Source organism: Haloarcula sp. CBA1129, assembly GCF_008729015.1.
In the GTDB taxonomy this organism is placed as follows: domain Archaea; phylum Halobacteriota; class Halobacteria; order Halobacteriales; family Haloarculaceae; genus Haloarcula.
In genome coordinates this window covers 1,064,921-1,084,366 of the sequence record NZ_RKSM01000001.1, presented here as the reverse complement: position 1 = coordinate 1,084,366, position 19,446 = coordinate 1,064,921, and the positions used below count along the sequence as shown (strand labels likewise).

The 19,446-nt window shown below is 59.3% G+C and carries 18 protein-coding genes and 1 pseudogene; 15 read left to right on the top strand and 4 right to left on the bottom strand.

All coding sequences use genetic code 11. The features are described 5' to 3' along the window. Positions 1-87: 87 nt before the first annotated feature. The 8 genes from Har1129_RS05405 to Har1129_RS05365 all read left to right on the top strand — a co-directional run bounded on the left by Har1129_RS05405 (position 88) and on the right by Har1129_RS05365 (position 10,193). Positions 88-321: a DUF2249 domain-containing protein gene (locus Har1129_RS05405; RefSeq protein WP_151099741.1), complete on the top strand. Its 234-nt coding sequence runs from the start codon at positions 88-90 to the stop codon at positions 319-321. Positions 322-1,301: 980 nt separating this feature from the next. After that, positions 1,302-4,496 carry a molybdopterin-dependent oxidoreductase gene (locus Har1129_RS05395; RefSeq protein WP_151099740.1) on the top strand — a complete coding sequence of 1,065 codons (3,195 nt, stop codon included), beginning with the start codon at positions 1,302-1,304 and terminating at the stop codon, positions 4,494-4,496. Further along, complete coding sequence (locus Har1129_RS05390; RefSeq protein WP_004594247.1) at positions 4,496-5,677, top strand: 4Fe-4S dicluster domain-containing protein; 1,182 nt, start codon at positions 4,496-4,498, stop codon at positions 5,675-5,677. Before Har1129_RS05395 ends, Har1129_RS05390 begins: the two co-directional genes overlap by 1 nt. 10 nt (positions 5,678-5,687) lie before the next feature. After that, positions 5,688-6,407: a molecular chaperone gene (locus Har1129_RS05385; protein ID WP_151099739.1), complete on the top strand. Its 720-nt coding sequence runs from the start codon at positions 5,688-5,690 to the stop codon at positions 6,405-6,407. Then, positions 6,400-7,422 carry an ethylbenzene dehydrogenase-related protein gene (locus Har1129_RS05380; protein WP_151099738.1) on the top strand — a complete coding sequence of 341 codons (1,023 nt, stop codon included), beginning with the start codon at positions 6,400-6,402 and terminating at the stop codon, positions 7,420-7,422. The genes Har1129_RS05385 and Har1129_RS05380 overlap by 8 nt, the downstream gene beginning before the upstream one ends. After that, positions 7,419-8,333: a HEAT repeat domain-containing protein gene (locus Har1129_RS05375; protein WP_151099737.1), complete on the top strand. Its 915-nt coding sequence runs from the start codon at positions 7,419-7,421 to the stop codon at positions 8,331-8,333. The genes Har1129_RS05380 and Har1129_RS05375 overlap by 4 nt, the downstream gene beginning before the upstream one ends. Positions 8,334-8,335: 2 nt before the next feature. After that, positions 8,336-8,947: a hypothetical protein gene (locus tag Har1129_RS05370; protein WP_151099736.1), complete on the top strand. Its 612-nt coding sequence runs from the start codon at positions 8,336-8,338 to the stop codon at positions 8,945-8,947. A 1-nt stretch (position 8,948) separates the two neighbouring features. Then, positions 8,949-10,193 (top strand): P-loop NTPase, encoded by a 1,245-nt coding sequence (locus Har1129_RS05365; RefSeq protein WP_151099735.1) that lies wholly within the window; start codon positions 8,949-8,951, stop codon positions 10,191-10,193. A 363-nt stretch (positions 10,194-10,556) separates the two neighbouring features. Here Har1129_RS05365 and Har1129_RS05360 read toward each other — a convergent pair whose 3' ends face one another. Then, complete coding sequence (locus Har1129_RS05360) at positions 10,557-11,321, bottom strand: BGTF surface domain-containing protein (RefSeq protein ID WP_151099734.1); 765 nt, start codon at positions 11,319-11,321, stop codon at positions 10,557-10,559. Between the two features lie 627 nt (positions 11,322-11,948). Beyond that, positions 11,949-12,311, bottom strand: coding sequence for a VOC family protein (locus Har1129_RS05355; protein WP_151099733.1), 363 nt, complete (start codon positions 12,309-12,311; stop codon positions 11,949-11,951). A 172-nt stretch (positions 12,312-12,483) separates the two neighbouring features. Between Har1129_RS05355 and Har1129_RS20905 the strand changes: the two are divergent. The 7 genes and pseudogenes from Har1129_RS20905 to Har1129_RS05320 all read left to right on the top strand — a co-directional run. Beyond that, a pseudogene (locus Har1129_RS20905) lies at positions 12,484-12,722 on the top strand (hypothetical protein); the annotation flags it as partial. Next, entirely contained in the window at positions 12,719-12,901 is a 183-nt protein-coding gene (locus tag Har1129_RS05345) for a hypothetical protein (protein WP_151099732.1), read from the top strand. The pseudogene Har1129_RS20905 and the gene Har1129_RS05345, both read left to right, overlap by 4 nt. 191 nt (positions 12,902-13,092) lie before the next feature. Next, a complete protein-coding gene (locus tag Har1129_RS05340) occupies positions 13,093-13,950 on the top strand; it encodes a hypothetical protein (protein ID WP_151099731.1) in 858 nt (285 codons plus the stop codon). Next, positions 13,947-15,674 (top strand): ABC transporter ATP-binding protein, encoded by a 1,728-nt coding sequence (locus Har1129_RS05335; protein WP_151099730.1) that lies wholly within the window; start codon positions 13,947-13,949, stop codon positions 15,672-15,674. Before Har1129_RS05340 ends, Har1129_RS05335 begins: the two co-directional genes overlap by 4 nt. Beyond that, positions 15,674-16,483 carry an energy-coupling factor transporter transmembrane protein EcfT gene (locus tag Har1129_RS05330; protein WP_151099729.1) on the top strand — a complete coding sequence of 270 codons (810 nt, stop codon included), beginning with the start codon at positions 15,674-15,676 and terminating at the stop codon, positions 16,481-16,483. The genes Har1129_RS05335 and Har1129_RS05330 overlap by 1 nt, the downstream gene beginning before the upstream one ends. 106 nt (positions 16,484-16,589) lie before the next feature. After that, the gene (locus Har1129_RS05325; protein ID WP_151099728.1) at positions 16,590-17,336 is read left to right on the top strand and encodes a 2-phosphosulfolactate phosphatase; all 747 of its coding nucleotides are present in this window, start codon (positions 16,590-16,592) and stop codon (positions 17,334-17,336) included. Beyond that, positions 17,336-18,121, top strand: coding sequence for a PHP domain-containing protein (locus Har1129_RS05320; protein WP_151099727.1), 786 nt, complete (start codon positions 17,336-17,338; stop codon positions 18,119-18,121). Before Har1129_RS05325 ends, Har1129_RS05320 begins: the two co-directional genes overlap by 1 nt. 492 nt (positions 18,122-18,613) lie before the next feature. On the opposite strand, the gene Har1129_RS21155 is transcribed toward Har1129_RS05320, so the two are convergent. Further along, on the bottom strand, positions 18,614-18,736 hold the full coding sequence (locus Har1129_RS21155) for a hypothetical protein (protein ID WP_255518332.1): 123 nt from the start codon (positions 18,734-18,736) through the stop codon (positions 18,614-18,616). Between the two features lie 287 nt (positions 18,737-19,023). Next, positions 19,024-19,383, bottom strand: coding sequence for a hypothetical protein (locus Har1129_RS05310; protein WP_151099726.1), 360 nt, complete (start codon positions 19,381-19,383; stop codon positions 19,024-19,026). Positions 19,384-19,446: the final 63 nt, after the last annotated feature.

Sequence of the window (19,446 nt, the reverse complement as noted above, 5' to 3'; positions counted from 1 at the left end):
CGCGTAATTGTATATATTCGGTGTCACCGGTGTCCGAATATCTTCGCAACAACCGTTTGGATAGCGGGCTGTAACGTCACTACCGAGATGGCACAACAGCAACTTGATCTACGTGAGATTCCACCACCACGACGACATCCGAAAATATTTGACGCCTTCGAGGAGTTGGACAGTGGTGAGTCACTGACACTCGTTAACGACCACGAACCGACACCACTATACCACCAGATGGCTGCTGAAGTCGAATCGTTCGACGCCGAGGCTTATACTGTCGATCGTGTCGGGCCGAATGAGTTCATTGCAACACTCCCGAAAAAATAACCCGCCAATCAAAACACGGGCTACGGTGGCTTCCCCGGTTTTATTTAATTCCCCAGCCGAATACGTTCCTTCAACTTTTAGTCAACCCCCACTCAAAATTTTGGAATAGTCTATTTTCACCACCCTTTCTCAAAATATGACAAACTCCATCCGTTTATAATACCATGTCCAGTAGACAGGAAGCTATAATGTACGTAGACACTGTGGTCTTGATCGTACTCAAGACGGTGACGTTAGTTTGTGGAGCGATCCTCACTTGGCTTACGTACAAGACGTACCGTCGGACGGGAGCAGCACCGATGCGAGCACTCTGGCTCGGAATGGGCTGTATCACAACAGGGACGTTACTGGCTGGGAGCGCACACCAGCTGCTGACGTTCCCGATAATCAAGAGTTCGATTGTCCAGAGCCTATTTACTACAGTCGGATTCGTCATGTTGATTTATTCACTGTACACTGAGCAGCCGATCGCCAACTGACTGGGTGGGACGGGATAGTATCGTCTATACCATCAGTCATCCTATTGTTTTCAGGTGGGTCTGCATACACCAGAAACAGCGTTCCGGCTTGTTTCGAACAAGTCACTCACGAGGAACCCCATCTATCCGACGGGCCGAGCGAGCCGATACGTGTATCAGCTAGTACTGAACGGGGCTGTATGATGGGACTCTCGTCACGTCGGTGAACCGATGCTATACTTTTGGCTACGTCCCTGAGAGTCCGGAAGAGACAGAGATTGGATTATTCCAACGATGAGGCCGTAGTGGAGAGCAATGTCTTCCCGAACCTGTCGGCTACGGTACGGTGGTTCGCTTCGTAGCCCACTCACAGGGATAGGTCTGCTCGTTTGCTCTACAAACTATTTCGGCGAACATCTTCGCAGGCGTTCCACGCCTCTGAGAACCCGTATAGCGGTTCATTAGGTACGAGTCGAACTGCCCCACCATGCGTGTGAGCGCTGTCCAACGGAGGGACACTCGATGAAACTATCGAGGCGTGATTTCCTGACTGCGGCGGGCGCGGGAGCGGTTGGCGCGCTCGTCGAAGGTGCATGGGGCGCGACACAGTCAACGGAACCGATAACGAGCGTGGACAACCCGCTCAAATCCTACCCCAATCGGGACTGGGAGCAAGTGTATCACGACATCTACGCGTACGACGGGGTGGACTGGACGGTGTGTCACCCCAACTGTACCCAGTCGTGTGCACTGAACTTCTACATGAAAAACGGCGTCCCGATACGAGCAGAGCAGGTGTACCACAACGAGGAGCCCTCGGTCGGTCCGTCGGGCTACGAGGACGCCGGCGTGAGCCAGCACTGGAACCCGCGGGGCTGTATGAAGGGGTTGTCACTCCATCGCCGTACCTTTGAGCCGTCCCGCATCAAGTACCCGATGGTCCGGAAGGGGTGGGATCCCGATGACCCTAATCCGGAGGGTCGCGGCGAAGACGAGTTCGAACGCGTCTCTTGGGACGAGGCGATCGACCTCATCGCCGAGAAGATGGCCAACTTGGAGGACAATAAGCAGTTCCATATCTTCAACGCCATCAAGGCCGACGGGCTGTTCACTCGCCACGGGTCGGGCCGTCGACTCGCCTCTGTTTTCGGCGGCTGTGAGTGGACCGAGTACGACTGGTACGCCGACCTGCCGCCGGGCCACGTCATCACGACGGGGTATCAGACCTCCGACGCCGACGCCGCCGCCTGGCGGAAAGCCGATTACACCATCATCCAAGGGAAGAACCTCATCCACAACAAACTCGCGGACAACCACTTTCTGCAGGAGACCCGCGAGCGCGGCGGGAAGATGGTCGGCGTCTATCCGGACTACTCGCCGACGGTCCAGAAGTGCGACCGGTGGCTCCCGGTTCGGCCAGGCAGCGACCCGGCGTTCGCACTCGGCATCGCGCACGTCATCATCAACGAGGACCTGTACGACCCTGAGTTCATGCGGAAGTTCACGAGCCTCCCGCTGTTGATTCGGGAGGACACCGGCAAGTACCTCCGTGCACACGAGGTGTTCGAGGACCACGATGAACCCCCAGAGGACCTTGAAGACCAGCATGAGCACAACGACTGGGGGGATTTCGTCGTGCTGGACGAGGACAGCCAGCCCGTGCCGATGACACGCGAGGAGGTCGGCGAGGAGATGCCGGCCACGCCACAGTTAGACGTCGACACCGATATCGAACTGACCGACGGTTCGACAGTCACCGTCCAGAGCGACTTCGCCCGTCAGCGGGACAACATCATCGAAAACTACGACCCAGAGACGGTCGAGGACATCACCACGATTCCGGCCGACAAACTGGCTCAGACGGCGCGGGAGTTCGCCGACGCCGAGAAGGGGCAGTGGTTCACCGGCGAAGGCATCAACCACTGGTTCCACTCCAACGACGCGCTCCAGCGGGCCGTGTTCCTCGTCCAAGCGATGCTGGGCAACATCGGCGATGCCGGCCAGGGGTACTACAACTACTCCGGCCAGTACAAGATCGAACTGCTGGACGGCTACCCCCACTACGTCAACCCGGACGGCAACGCCGCCCACGGGATGTATCCGGGCTACGCCTTCGCTTTCTTCGGCGGCGAGAAACTCGACCCCCACGAGGTTCGTGGGGACTTCGACCGCGAACTGGACCTCGTTCCGCAGGGCGACGCCGAGGAGCCGGTGATGCCGAAAAACGCCGGCTCGTACACGATGTCCAAGCCGTCGATTCTGTGGACGATGAACTGCAACCTCCTAAACCAGACCAAACATCAGGAGCACGTCATCGAGAACTTCGTCAAACACCCCGACACGGAGAACGACCTGTTCATCGTCTCGGACATGCACATGACCTACTCGGCGCGACACGCCGACATCGTGCTCCCGGTGCCGTCTTGGCTGGAGTGTGAGTACCCCGACATCACCGTCGGACCGGAGAACCCCTTCGTCCAGATGGATAGCGGCGTGATGGACCCCATGTACGACACCAAACAGGACGGGGAAGCCGTCGCGATGGTCGCGGAGAAACTCGACGAGAAAATCCCGCCCGAGGAGCGCAACGTCGACTCCTACCGGGCGTACTTCGATAAGTTCCTCGACGACGACGGCGACGTCACCGAGTACATCCAGGAGACGTTCGACCGCGGGATGACGACCCAGAGCATCGACGTCGAGGACCTGGAAGACGGGCCGGAACGGCTGGATTTGAAGACCTACCCCCGAGTCCCGTTCTACTCGCAGGTCCACGAGGACCGGCCGTTCTACACGAAGACCGGCCGGATGGAGTTCCACAAGGAAGAGGACCGCTTCATCGAACTCGACCGGGACGACATCGACCACGTCGAGAGCGTCGAGGGGACCCCCTACGGCGTGAACAAGAAGTGGGACGAGGCAAAAGACGAGGAGAACCCCCTCTATCACGACGAGGGCAATCAGTTCTACTACAACACCCCACACCCGAAGTACCGGACCCACTCCTCGTGGGGGATGACCGACTGGAACCTCATCTGGGCCTCGCGTGACTTCGGCAGCGTCAGCGGCGACCCGGAGGGGACCGACCGCCTCGTCGACGACTTCTCGTTCCCGACCGGCGACGGCGAGTCCGAAGACGTCGCGCCGCTCGGTGAGGCCTTCGTCGAGATGCACCCCAGCGATGCTGAGAACATCGACGTCGAAAACGGGGACTACGTCCGCATCACCGGCAAGCGCGGTGACCTCGTCGTCAGGGCGATGGTCAGCGAGCGCCAGCGCCCGCGGTCGGCCGGTGACATGGGACAGTTGACGCTGTGGCACGGCTGGTGGCCCCAGCACTTCCCCGACGACGAGGCCGACGAGGACGGCGTCAAGGGGTACAACACGATCACGAACATCTGGCTCGACCCGTTGCAGGAGACCGACGACCTCGTCCACAAGGCGGTGTTCGGCGATCCGAACATCTCCGATATCGTCGACGAGGACATCGCCTGGCACGGCGCGGAACTGGAACACGGCTACGAGGAGACGGTGTGGGCCCCGACGGGGACCAACCGGGACGACCTCGTGGACGTCGAGAAGTACGAGGAAGCGGACTGGTGGCCCGGCGACGCCCGCCGGGACGACCTCGTTGAGGACTACATCGGCGGGTCGCTGCAGCCAAGCGGTAGCAGCTCTGGCAGTACCGGAACATCGACCTCAGGAGGCGATGACTGATGGCACAAACGTACAACCCACAACTCGGCCGCGAGCACAGCTATCCCTACGAACACCGCGAGGAAGAGCGGGACTACCACTGGGGGATGGTCATCAACACGAACCGGTGTATCAACTGTAACACCTGCTCCTTTGCCTGTAAGTCGACCTGGACCAGCGGCGAGGGCGAGGAGTATATGTGGTGGATGAACGTCGAGACCGAGCCCTACGGCGGCTACCCGATGGGCTGGGACATGCGGCTGCTCGATGATCTGGAGGCCGATCAGACCATCTTCGACGCCGCGGAAAACGGCGAGCAGGTCCGCGGGTACATCGCCGAGAAGCAGGCTTGGGAGTACCCCGCGCTGGGCGACGATCAGGTCCACGGGGAGTACCCCGAAGGCGAGGTCGTCGAGTCCGACCTCGAAAACGACGAGTACCACGACATCTGGCAGTTCTACCTCCCGCGGCTCTGTAACCACTGCAAGAACCCCGCCTGTCTCGCTGCGTGCCCGCGGAAAGCCATCTACAAGCGCGAGGAAGACGGCATCGTCCTGCTCGACCAGGAACGCTGCCGGGGCTACCGCCGCTGTGTGAAAGCCTGTCCGTACCACAAGCCGATGTACAACCCTGAGACTGGCGTCACCGAGAAACCGGTCGGCTGCTACCCCCGCATCGAGGAGGGGAACGTCCCGCGGTGTGTCTCCTCCTGTATCGGGAAGACGCGGCTCCACGGCAACATCAACCGCGGACCTGACGCCGGGCCGGCGGGGGGCAAGTCCTCAGCCGCGTCGGGGCGCTCGCCTATCAACTACCTCGTCCACTCCGACGAGAAGGTGGCCCTGCCGCTGTACCCGCAGTTCGGGACCCAGCCGCAGGTGTTCTACATGCCGCCGTACCACGTCCCGCCGGAGTTCCTGACCCAGATGTTCACCCCGAACACCGAGGTCAAGGAAAACGAGTGGCCGGGCGACACCTACGAGGAGTCGGTCCGTATCGTGCAGGAGCGGGCCCGCAACCCCAGCCACGAGGTGCTCGGGATTCTCCAGTTGTTCGGGGCGACGACGCGGCTCATCGAGACCTACAACGTCAAGGAGAACCGCGTGAAGGGCTGGGACCGCAACGGCGAGAAGGTCGTCGATGTGCCAATCGAGGAGCCCATGGAGGTCCGCGAGGGTGAACAGTGGACCAACCAGCCGTGAGGTGCGTACAATGAAGAACACGCCACAACACCACACGCGACGCGCCGCGCTGTACGGGTTCGCCGCGACGGTCTTCCAGTACCCCGACGAAGCCGTCGTCGGCGACCTGCAGGACGAAGCGGTCCAGGATGCCGTCCGGCAGGCCGGTGCTGCGCTGGACCTCGAAACCGAAGTCGACGCACTGCTTGATGCGCTCGACGGCGTCGACCGCGACTCACTCGAACCGGCGTACAACCGTCTGTTCGGCCTCCCGAGCGACGAAGGGACGTATCCGGTCGTCCCATACGAGGCCCACTACACCACCGGCGAGGAGGTCAACGAGAGCCAGCGCCGTATCGCCACGGTCGTCGGCCTGTTAGAGGAGTTCGGCCTCGAAATCAGCGATGATTTCGACGAGCGCCACGACCACGTCACCGTCGAACTGGAACTGCTGCAGGTGCTTGCCGCACAGCGGGCGGTCGCCCTCGACGACGGCGACGACGAAACGGCTGTTCGCCTCGCACGAGCGGGCGCGACCGTACTGGACGAGCATCTCGGCGACTTCGTTCCCGCGTTCGCTCATCGGGTCCGGAAAACCGTCGACGGTGGTGGCACGTCCGACCGTGACGTGCCCGAAACGTGCGCCGTCTACGCCGCCGCCGCGGACTTGGCGGCGGCCCTCGTCGAGTTCGACGAAGCGAGCCATCCCGATCCGGTGTCGCCCGGAACGGGGGTGAGAGCCGATGGTTGAACTGGACTACGAGGCGGCCCGCCGGGCAACGATGGCAACGGCGCTCGTCATGGCGCTGCTGGTCGCCGGCCAGATGGCCGTCGCCGCAGCCGTCACCGGCGGCCAGCAACCCATGGTCGCGACGGACCAGATCCCACAGACCGCCGAGAGCGACCGCTGGTCCGAGGCCCCGTCCCGGACTGTGTCGCTGTCGAAACAGCAGATGGCCGTCCCCTACGGCGGCGGGAGCATCGACGAGATGGAGGTACAGGCGCTCACCAACGAGACCCACGTCGCCTTCCGGCTGACCTGGGAGGACCCGACGAAGGACACGAACATCCGGTCGCCGGAGAACTACAGCGACGCGGCCGCCGTGATGCTCAAAAGCGGCGAGAAGCCGCCGATAACGATGGGCGCGGACGGCGACCCGGTCAACATCTGGTACTGGCGGTCACAGTGGCAGTACGGGAACGACACCCCGGCCGAGTGGAGCGGCGACATGTACGCCTATCCCCACCCGGATGGGGAGACCAAACCGGGCATGGCCGCTGGCAACCCCCTCTCACAGAGCCAGTACGAAAACTACGGCCAGAACTACTACGCGGCGGGGTATGGCTCGCTGAGCAATGCGCCACAGCAGAACGTCGACGCGCAGGCCACACGCAACGGCGACGAGTGGTCCGTCGTCTTCGTTCGCGATCACACTGGGGAAGGACAACACGACGCGACCTTCTCGCAGAACGAGACGATGTATCTGGCCTTCGCCGTCTGGAACGGGAGCGCAGACGAGGTCAACGGCAAGAAGTCGCTGACGATGCAGTACAGCACACTGGACACTACATCCGGCGAACTCACGGCACCCGAGAGCGGCGGCAGCGGGGACAGTTCGAGTTCAGGTAGCGCCGCCGGGGGCGATTCCAGTGGCGGCGACGGTGGTTCGGGCGGTAGCAGCAACCCGCTGTTCACCTCAATCGGAACGCTCGTCGCGGCGACGGTCGCCGGCTGGACGGTCCTCTACTGGAGGCTGGCGCGATGAGCTACGAGAACTGGAGCGCGCGCGGTCGGACGCCGGGCGAGACAGAGACAGAGGTCCGTGATGCACTGGACGCTCGGCGGGTGCGGACCCGGCAGGACGCCGCCATCGCACTGGTCGATGCGGCCGACTCCGGCCTTGACCGCTCGACTATCGACGCGCTCGGAGAACGCGCAGTGGAGGACGAAGATCATGAAGTACGGCAGTTCGCTGTGGAAGCTCTGGGGGTCGCAGGGGCCGCGCCGGCCGTCGTCCGGCAAGCGCTCGACGACCCCGAGGCGTGGGTCCGGGCCGAAGCCGTCGTCGCCCTCTCGCGGGTCGGCGGCAACGCAGCCGAGTTGGAGGGGGCGCTTGACGACGACAGCGGCTGGGTCCGACGGAACGCCGTCATCGCGCTGGGCAAACGCGGCGAGGCCGACCAGCCGCTGCTTGTCGACTGTATAAAGACTGACCCCCATCCAGCTGTCCGGGAGTACGCTGCCCAGTTTCTCAGCAGCGTCGCCGAGGACGTCTCGGAGGCTGAACGCATCTTGGCCGCGATGCTGGCCCGAGAACCGAACGCCTTCGCCCGGGCGAAAGCCGCCGAAAGCCTCGGTCAGCTCGGGACCGACCGAGCGGAGCAGGCGCTCGAAGCTCACGGCGTGACCGACCAGAGCGAGGATGTCGCCCGCACAGCCAAACAGGCGCTTGCAAGTGCTCGTGGGACCGACCCCGAGAACTTGGATGTCGAAATCGGGCCGCCGTCGGCCCCCGGAAGCGGACCGGATACGCCCGCCGAACAGTCCGTCGACGGGTACGACCCTGCGGGCTCCTTCAGCTCAACGCGGGCCGGGAGCGAGTCACCGGCTCCCGGCGGCGCGCCCGGTTTCGACCCCCGACGCGACCTGAACACCGACCCGGAGGATAGGACCTGACGATGCCATACGAACTCGACTCGACCGGCACGGCAGCGGCACAGGACGAGAACGAGCCAGAAAGCGACGAGGGCGGCGGCGCTGAGTCGTCGCTGGGCATGACCGTTCCGGAGGACCACGTCGGTGCGTTTGTCGCCGAGGCGCTGGAAGACCCTGAGCGAGCGACGACTTGGGATGATGTCGTCGACACAATGGTCGCCCCCGCCGCGCGGGACGCTTGGGCGGAGTTGCGTCCGGTCAAGCAGGCGACCGAGGTGCTCTCGAAGGCCGCCGAGTTCGACCGACGGGCAATCGAGCACTTCGAGGCCGTCCCGCTGGACGGGGACCGGAACGATGCAGAAACGGACATCGATGAGGGCCTGCGGTGTCGGCGCAATGCCGATACGTTCCGGGACGGTGTCGCCGCCGCGTACGGTGACGGGCGACTCGACGACGATGGACTCGTCGCGGCGCTAGAGGCTGCCGAGTTCGACACTGATCTCATCGGCCAGCGGGAAGACCTGCTAGAGCGTATTGACAGCGTGTTTGGGGTTGAGTATCGCCCGTACGGCGGCACGCTGATGGACGACGACGACGGCCCCGAACCAGAGACCGAACACGGAGAAACGTGGTAACATGTCCGACGAGGTGACCGAACCCACGGAAGACGCGGTTAGAGAAGCGCTTCGAACTGTGTCCGCTCCCGACGGCGACAGGGACGTGATCGCTACGGGGCTGGTGGAGTCCGTGACCGTCGCCGACGGGGCCGTCACGGTCGACCCGACGCTGTCCCAGATGGCCCCTGCGACAGCGGACGCACTTACCGATCAGATGCGGGCGGCGGTGCTAGAGTGTAGCGGCGTCGAGCAGGTCCATATAGACGCGGATGCGCCGGAACCGGACCACGGTACCGTCGTGCCCGGCGTGGACCGCATCATCGCCGTCGCCAGCGCGAAAGGCGGCGTCGGCAAGACCACTGTGGCGACTCAGTTGGCGCGTGGACTGGCTGCATCCGGTGAGCGGGTCGGCCTGTTCGACGCCGACGTGTACGGCCCGAACACGCCGGAACTGCTCGATATCGAGGGCCCGCTCGGTTCGACCGACGACGGCCGCGCGGAGCCGGTCACGGTCGACGGGCTGCAGGTCGTCAGTGTCGGTCTGATCGCCAACGACGAACCGATGGCTTGGCGCGGTGCGATGGCGCACGAGGCTGTCGAGGAACTGCTGACCGACGCCGCCTGGGATGTCGATACGCTGGTGCTTGACCTGCCGCCGGGGACCGGCGACATCGTGTTGACGACGCTGCAGTCGTTTCCGGTTGACGGAGCAGTATTCGTGACGACGCCGTTTCCCACCGCTGCCAGCGATACAGAGCGCTCAATGGCCTTGTTCCGTGAAGAGGGTGTTCCAGTACTTGGTGCCGTCCTCAATATGGCCGGGTTCACTTGCCCGACCTGTGGCGACGAACACACACCGTTCGGTAACAATTCTGATCTTAGTACGAACGTGCTGGCGGAGCTCCCTCTCGACGAATCGCTTCGCTCGACCGACGGAGCGGTTCCTGCAGCCTTCCGTGACTTGGGTGAAACAGTGCGTGCGACACTTACCGACCGGACGACTGTCACCGTTCCAGAAACCGCACTCGATCTCCGCGGTGTCCCTGACCGGGCACGAATCGAACAGGTCTGTGCCGAGTTTAGTGCGCTCGCCCCCGGAGAATCACTCCATCTCCTGACCGATACCCGCCCAGGTAATGTCACAGAGGTTCTTGCAGACCTCGCTTCGGTACCGCCGCGCGTGGCCACAGAACAGAAACAGCCCGGTCTGTGGGCGCTACAGATATCCAAAACCGATCCCGACACAACTGAAATTTCAGCATAACTGCTATGTTGGTCGACAGACGATAGAGACTATGGGCGAGTCCGCGTGTTATCGCGATTACTGTCCGGATTGTGATCTCGAGGTAACAATCACTGATGAACAGTGTCCAGAGTGTGGCACAGATCTGTCGCAAGATAGTGTATAGGCAGCGACTGTGTTGGGTACGTTGTGCGAAGTGTCCTCTGCGGGACTGTCTAGTTGAGCGAATTTGAGAAGTCGGAGGTAAATCAAGAAGTCGATGAAATCATTCAGGAGCTACGCAACGCTCATGTGATAAGAAAGTATGAAAGTGCTAACTAGCGAAGACTGCTATTGACCTGCAATAGCCGCTTCAGTCCGTTCATCTGATTGTGGACTGCGAGATCAATCACCCGTTACCTGTCCTTCCGCATCGGTGAGGCTGGTTCCGTTCTTTCGGAGTTCGGCTTGGAACGTCGTTCCTTCCGGGACGGCTGTAAAGTTAAATCGTGTGGCGACTGAGCCGTTGCTCCGTACTGTAGCTTGTTGGCTCCTGAGAAACGGGGAAGACGAGTCAGTGCTCTTGATTAGGACTGTAACATTGGTTCTCGAATCGAATGTCGTTTCGCCACGAATGGTCTGATTCGGAGCGCTTGCAACGGATATCTGGTTTCCATCAAAGACAAACCGTGGCAATGATTCCGCCGTTGCAGGCGTGCTTTTTGTTCGAACGGATTCAATACGAGCAGTCTGGTTCGTGAGTTCTGTCGTGTTGTGATAGACAGAGACGACTGCACTCGTATTATTCGTGATACCCGACAGGTCGACCTTGACAGCGAACGTTCCGTTTTCACGGACGGGTGTTGATTGCGGAATGAGGAACGGATTCTGTGTATCACTACTCTCGATACGAACTGTCACGTTCGATCCTGGGGAGACAGCCGTCTGTCCATGGATCTGTTCGGCAGCCGTGGTCTGTAACGTTAGCTGCTCTCCGCTGGTCGTAATAACGGTCTCATTCTGTTCTAAGCTACCAATATCTGCTGCGTGCTGCTGTGTATCGGTGGCGGCTGAACCGCTGGAGATCACGGACATTCCTCCGACCGAACCACCGATGATAAGCCCCGCAACAACCACCCCTGCGAGAATGGCTATCGGTTTACCTCTCATTGCAATTCACCTCTGTCCCAGTGGACAGCCGGTGCGGTACTCCACGACATGTGACTGATACAATCAGGGCGGCGCAATGTCATGCAGTTTGATTGTCTTCGCGTTGGTAAATACCATCAACGGATGATTAAACCGGAATTTAAGCGGTCGGTTCCATTGTCTACGGCGGTTAATATCTGCGCCGGTGTGGGAAGAATTAGGCACTGAGCAAGTGACTGCTGACCGCCAGTGAATAGTGTGTTGGGAGCCAAGCCATGAGGACGAATTGTGGCCGGTTTTCGCCGAATTAACGCCGTTGAATTGGGATTAATCGCATTGTCGTCGCTTCTCGCGCCCAAATTGGCATGTGGGGGTAACATCGGGACTAAGTCCTGTAGGACGCGCCAGCAGCGACCTCACTCACGGCCGCTCGGGGCTACTACTGGATCGAAAGGTCAAGGTGTAGGCCACGCCGCCGTCGGTATTGGGTTGAATGGGTCAGTCTGGAACGGCTGTCAGTGGCGGGTCACTGGGGGGTCGTGACGACGATGCGGCGGTTTGAGAGCCAGCTTGGATTCTTTTACTGAACAGATTCAGAACCGTCTGTTCAGTAGGTCTGCGATCTGATCGCACTTCGAACTCGATTTATTACTCATACTCGCTCACGCAGAAACCGTTGCCTTCCGGATCTTCCATGATAGTCCACGTCGAAGTGTGGGTTTCGTAAGATTCGGTTTTTGTTTCACGGACCGAAGCACCGAGATTCCTCAGTCGTTCGATGGTCGCCTCTCGATTGTCAGTCGACAGGTCGAGGTGGATTGGCAGATCCCGCTCGGTTCCTTTCGACAATTCCTTGAACAGTAGACTCGGTCCTTCACCGGGCCGGTCTACGATTTCTGGCTCGATTGACGGCGGTAGTTCGCGGCGCTCACCCCCCAGCGCCTCCATCCAGAAGTCGGCCAGTCTGCCCGGGTCGGTACAAGCGAAGGTAATAAATTCTATATCTACCATGCATGAGAAGCATCAGGCGGGCAAGGATATATAATTGCTGGCGACGGAAAGTACTGTCAGTGTCCAGAAAAATCGACTCCCTAGTGTGGTTGTGCTATTGCCACCCCGAGTGAACGAATTAGGTTCGCTGCTTGTCTTGTACTGACCGTCCATCCGCGAACTCCTCACTTAGGGGCGACCGCTGTTCCTCAGCGTCGGCGACGAAGGCGCGGCCCGCTACTGGAACAGCTACGAATTCGCCGTGGCCGTTGTCGCAGTTGCTGACGACGCAGAGACGGTCGAGCTGGCAACGACGCCGTTTGAGACGCTCCCAGTCTAGTGCAAATACACACGCTCGAGCGTGGTTAGGCGACTGGTCCAAATGTCGGTGGGTCGCTCGTCGACGATCTCGTTCGGGGTGTTGAGGCATGAACGGGCAGTCTGTCGCTGACGCGAATGGCTTCGTCTACGAGCCAGTGCGGGGGCCGAAGCGGAAGATCGAGTTCGACCCACGGACCGATGGTAGTTTCGAGCGCAGTGAGGTCGTCTGGAACGGGTGTCAGTGGCGGGTCACTGGGCGGGAGGTCATGACGACGATGCGGCGAATCTGAGCAACGATCTAATTTATTCACTGGAATAGCGCAAGAACGAGTGGTCAGTGTGTGTATGAACGGAACGGTGAGAGCCTCCCTGATCAGAGATATAGTATATAGAAATATAGTCCGTGGTTGGTGTGCAATATCAGTCAGGACTCCTATTATAATAATTCAAATGACAAACTCATCATCTGTTTCAGTGTAACATGAGTACGCTAACTGGTACAGGGAGTCGATTCTCGTTCGACAGACAGGACATGATGGTATTCATTCTCGTCATGTCCCTCACCGGGTTACAAAACGCATTCACTGAAATCCTCCCCGAGTTCACTGTGGGACCGCTCGAACTAGGCGTCGGCGGATTCATCTTCATCCCAATCGTTCTCGTCTTGCTGTTCAGAACATACTGGGCTGCACTCGCTGTCCCCGTTGGAGAGATCGTCTTTGGTGAAATTCTTCTCGGCGAATTCGACGGGCTGGGAGCGATGGAGGGCCTGATTCTGATTCCAGTCTGTTACTACTTCGCCGCGAAACTGCTCCAAGATCCCGAGAACACCACGCAGTTGGCAATCGTCGTGTTCATCGCTGAAGCGCTTGAGGAGTTCTTCGCCACCTCCATCGATATCGGGAAAGTCTACGTCGGCGTCGAAGAATTGGAAGCGGTACCGGGGCTCCCAGAGAGTATCGTCGTTCTGGAGGGTGTCGACTTTATCACACAGATGCTGATCACAGGGATCATCTTCGGCGTGGTTCCTGCGCTGTACCTCTACCCGAAACTCCACGGGAAAGTCGAGCCGCTGCTCGGCATGGAGCCGTTCGAAGGCGAGCGTGGCGCACCAATGCGCCGTGGCTTTTCCGGAAAGGCGCTGCTGGCGGTGCTCGTCGCGTTTCCCCTCGCATTCGTAGCTGAAGCAGCCAGCGAAGTCGGTGGGGCAATCAATGTTGTCTGGGAGCCTGAATTCCTAGCGATGTACGGCCAGAACTACATCGCAGTCCCGATTGTGATCTCTGCAGTCGTCGCAGCGGTCATCTGGTATCGCGCGACCCAAACAGCTGACCAATGACCGCGATACACAACTCTCAAATTGCCGTTGCCGAACTGCAGTTCAAATATCCCGGTACGGACGAGTACGTCCTAGATGGCGCGAATCTCACCATCGAGCCCGGTGAATTCGTCGCTGTCGTCGGCGGGAACGGGTCCGGAAAGACGACGTTGTGCAAGTCGTTCAACGGAATCATCCCTCACTTCTACGAGGGCGACATGCAGGGCGATGTTTCGGTCGCAGGCCACGATGTGGCTGCAAGTTCCGTTGCGGAACTCTCACAGCACGTCGGATACGTGTTTCAGGAGTTCGACAACCAACTCGTCAGTCCGACCGTCTTTGAGGAGGTCGCGTTCGCACCGATGAATTACGGACATGAGGACTACCGTGAACGCGTCCACCGAACGCTCGATTTACTCGACTTGGACGGATTGGAGGACCGGTTCGTCTGGGAGCTTTCAGGTGGTCAGAAACATCTCGTTGCGCTTGCGGCTGCACTGTCGCTTGATCCCGATATCCTCGTCGTTGATGAGCCAGCTGCACAACTTGACCCGATTAATGCACGGGAGACGTACGAGCGACTCGCTACGCTCAACCAGACCCACGGCAAGACTATCGTCACAATCGAGCATCAAACGGAGTTCATTGCCGAGTACTGTGATAGCGTGGTTCTCGTCGAAGACGGCGTTGTCAGTTGGAAACGTCCCGTCGAAGACGCGCTCAACCAGTTAACGGACCTCAGAGCACAGGATGTCCACCCGCCGCAGGTGACACGCATCGCTGAACGCGTCCTCGACAATAGTGAGCAACTACCAGTGACAATCTCAGACGCTGCTACTCGGTTTGCCGAACGTGTCATCCCCGATGGAGGGCGGCTGAACGGGGATTCGGAGCCGGTCCCAGAGGGAACGCCGGTCATCTCTGTCGAGGATGTCTCACACTCGTACGATACGCTTCGGAGTGGGACCAAACACGTCCTTGATGACCTCTCACTCGATGTCTATCCGGACGAACGAGTGGTACTTGTCGGAAGCAACGGTGCAGGAAAGTCCACGCTGATGCAGTTACTGACTGGGTTAGAGATGCCAGACAGCGGTACGGTGACCGTTGACGGCACGGATACCGAGCGTGTCCTCCCAGAGGAGTTGGCCGACGAAGTCGTCTACGTCAAACAAAACCCCGAAGAGATGTTCATCGATGACAGCGTGCGGGCCGATGTCGCACACTATCTCAAGGACAGGGACTATACAGACGTCGAGCAGCGTGTTGATGACGTCATCGACTTCCTCGACTTGGAGGCCTTAGAGGACCGTGATGGCCGATTGTTGAGCGTTGGCCAGCAACGCCGGGCATCACTGGCAATCGGGCTGGCGACGAACCCGTCAATCGTTCTGCTTGACGAGCCCACGGGAAGCCTCGATTTGGCGAGCCGTGAAGAGGTTGGCCGCACCATCGACCGAGCTGGCGAGCGCGTCGAAACGGTTGTGATTGCAACCCACGATTTAGAGCTCGCAGCGTCGTGGGCGACTCGCGTCGTTGTACTGGACAGCGGCAGCATCATCGCTGATGGCCACCCGAATGACGTGTTCGCCGACTGTGACGTCTTGGAGAGAGCGAACCTCCGCCCGCCTCAGACCGTCCGACTTGGGACCGAACTCGGGCTTAAGCAAGCGCCACTCACAGTCGAGGCATTTGCCGACTATCTTCACGATGACGCGTCTGCAACAACAGGGGAGATCGAATGATGGCAGCGCTCGACGATCTCCGCGAAGCCACGTCTGTTGCGGCGATTAAATCAGACCTGCTGCGGACGGCCTACGAGAACGAGGGGTCGTTCCTGCACAAGTTGGATCCCAGAGTTTTGCTTCTCTGGTATGTTGTCTTCCTCTTCGTGCCGTGGTTGTTCTACGATGTGACGGTCCTGCTCGGATTGCTCGTGTTCGTATCGGCACTCGCGATGTTGTCCCGTGTCAGTCTGTTTTTGGTGGGCTTGATGACCGTTACTGTTGCGACGACACTCGGGTCGTACGCTGTTGTCACTGTCTTTACGGGTGATCCAGTTGCGGCAGTGCGCGCGCTCATTCCGTTCACGTTGAAGCTGACGATTATCTCAGTGTCGAGTCTCGCCGTGTTCTCAAGTATGGGGCCGAAGAGCCTCTCCCAAGGCCTCCGGAGTCTGGGAATTCCGCGCCAGTTCACGTTCCTCATCACCTACGGATACCGAATGCTCCCGGTGCTGTTTGAGGAATACCACGATCTCGTTAACTCTTTTCGACTGCGCAGCACCGCCCCCAGCAACCCCGGCTGGTTCCGGTGGCGGCACTACGCCTACTTGCTGAAACTTTCGATGCGAGCGTTCTACCCAATGATATTCAACGTCGCCAAGCGCAGCCGCGTCACCGTCGAAGCCATGGAAGCCCGTGGATTCTCGCACTCCCTTCAAAACGATGCGAGTACGGACCTTCGACTCGCAGATATGGAAATCCGTCCCTTGGATATCGGATTTTTCGCGGGGTCGCTCGTCCTCGTTGCTGTCGTTGCCGCTCTCGCATAACCACTCAGCCACCACTACACTACATCTATTGAACGGTATATAGCACACATGTCCCGGGTATAGGTCTCTTAGTGGTCTTTTTGGGATGACAGTTTGAGCCTAAAATATGAGCCAAGTCACTGACGACCCGCTCGAATCAAAGCTTCTAGAGACGATGATTCCGGGGCGTGCACAAATCCCAAAGGACCCTGATCCCGGAAACTACGTCGTTGTTGATATCGCCCAGTTTTCGACGACGGTACCGGAGCTGTTCGCGAACGGTGCAGCGTACATCTACATTACTGAGGAGCGCGGGAACGAACCGGAATTCAAGGCAGAGAATCCTGATACAAAAATCGGCGGGAGTTCCGGTCCAAACTACCGTGGCGAGGACGGCTATGATTTCTTCAACTCACCGAGTTTCGTCCAAGACGTCGATGTGGATGGCCGGCCGACGGCAATGACATCAACGAATGGTGGGAACGCGGTCACGGATCTTCGTCTTGCTGGTGGTGAAGACGTCGATATCTATGTCGGCGGGTTGACGAACGGGAAGGCGGTGGCGGACCATCTCGCGGATGACGACCGGGAGACGTATTTCGTCGCTGCGGGATCGAAAGGCAAGCCCTCACCGGAGGACCTCGTCGGTGCGCTGTACATCGCCCGGTATCTCCATGGGAAGCCGTTGACGCCGGAGCAACGCGAGGTCTACCGGGAGGTTGTCCAATTCGGGAAGGGGCCGAAGTACGAGCAGAAACCCCCAATCAAGCGGCGGGATCTCTACGAGTACACGCTCAACTTCGACAGCCGGGATGTCGTGCCGAAGTTGGACGGCCAGCGGCTCTACGACGTCAGTACAACGGACACCGCGTGATGCAGACGGACATCCACACGCATACGACGTACTCGGATGGGTCGGATCTCACCGCAATGATTGGAGCCGCCGAGGCTGCGGGCTTGTCCGCTCTGGGTCTGACCGACCATTGCATCGTGCCTGAGGATGACTTCGGCCGGCGAGCAAAGTATGACCTCGTCGAGACATACCAGCAGCGCCGGGAAGCCATCGACACCGCAAGAGAATCGACTGAACTCAGGCTCTATGACGCGGCAGAGGTGAGCTACGTGGAGGGTGCTGAGTCAGAGACCGCGGCGTTTCTCGATGTGGCGGAGTTCGCGTACACAATCGGGAGCGTGCATTTCGCTGGTCAGTACACCTACACCAGTGAGAGACAGTATGTAGACGCGGATACGTCACAGCGGCGCGCCGCTGTCGAACGCTACTATGACGCCCTCGTCGCGCTTATCGACTCCGAGCTCTTCGAGGTGGTGGGGCATCTCGATCTCCCAGAACGGATTCCCGCACTCCGACGACACACGACACAAGCAGATTACGAGCGGGTTGCACAAGCCCTCGCTCGATCGCGGACAGTTCCGGAGGTGAACGCTGGCCGCGTCCACCGGTCTCTTGGCCGCGTCCATCCTGATCCAGGAATGTTCGAATTGTTCACCGAGCAGGGTATTCAATTCGTACTGGGGTCGGACAGCCATACTCCTACAGAGCTCTCTCAGCGAATTTCGGTGCTCCGGACACTAACTAGCACCCACAACTTGACCCTCGTTGATTTACAAGATCTGTTCTGTAGGGAATACAGCACTTAGCGGAGCGAGGGTTCAGTCAATTGGCTCGACTGTTCCAACTTATTATCGAGACCCAACCTCCCCATGGCTTCGCCCCGCTTCAGGAGTGTACACTCGCTCTACTGGAGGATACTCTCCGCTTGGCAGCTCCCCTGGAATGACCAACGAAAAACCACTTGCTTGCTGGGCTGGCAGGCACTGGATACACTCCAACTGGCCGGTGTGTCCGTGTTCGTTTTGATGTTTCTCCCATCCGACGATGGACGAGGACGCCTTTCACGAGCTACTGGGGTACTTCAGAGCGCTCGATGAGTCAATCAGCCCACGCGGTATGAACTTCCAGTAGTATATCGATGCACCTCAGCAAGCCGGCTACGACGGCGTTGTCGAAGAACTGCAGCAGATGCAGGACAGTCTCCAGCACTGGGTCGAGTACGCCTTGGGTAGCTGAACACAGTCCAGCAGGTGGCGATGCGTCTTGACGGCCTACAGGTGCATTCACAGCCATAGGACTCAGTCACCGTCACTGATACCCCCATCAGGAACGACCGTCGCCTGCACGATATCATCCATCGACGTCCCTGCTGCGGTGTTGAACTGGTCGATAGTCATCTCAGTAGGTTCATCCAGCTGCACATTCCTCGTCAGAGAGTAATTCAACTGGCTTGCGGCAGACCGTTGGGATTTCGTCGGGGGTGAGACTCTCTGCAGACGCTTCAGTAATCCAGAGGTCGTCGTTTTTCGGATGTGGTTCCGCACCGAGTTCTTTCAGAACCATGCGACGCCACTTTCGGAGCGTAGGATCCGAGGCTTCGGCGCCCTCACCGACGATATCGTGAATGAGGCTATTCAGGTCCTGCTCTTTGAATGGATCGCCCAGTTCGACCTTGATAGAGCTGAGACTGGACAGCGGTTGATCGACACTAGAGTTCTATTGGCCCTTCGAGTGTAGGGTCAGCATCAAGGATCGCAGACACGGTCTGCTGTACCTGATCGAACTGTTCACCCGGTTCCACGAACTGTCGGTCTGGATAATTGGAGATGAGCCCTCCAGAAGCCAACTTCGGAAGGTGGACGTGATAGAGTGAGTTGCGAATTTCTGCTATCACATCCTCAGACACCTCTGTAATTGCGGTCTGATGATTGTGCTTGAGGACTGCCTGTGTGAGTTCATCGAGCGTCAACGAGCGCTGTTCTTCTGTAAGTGCTGCAAGGACGATCCGACGATGCTGGTGTTGACACAGGTTGAGCAACGAATCAAAAGAGAGGGATGACCCACTCATTATATACAATGCAGGCCTTATCGGCAATCACACTGGTTTTTTCAAACACAAACCATTTATAAA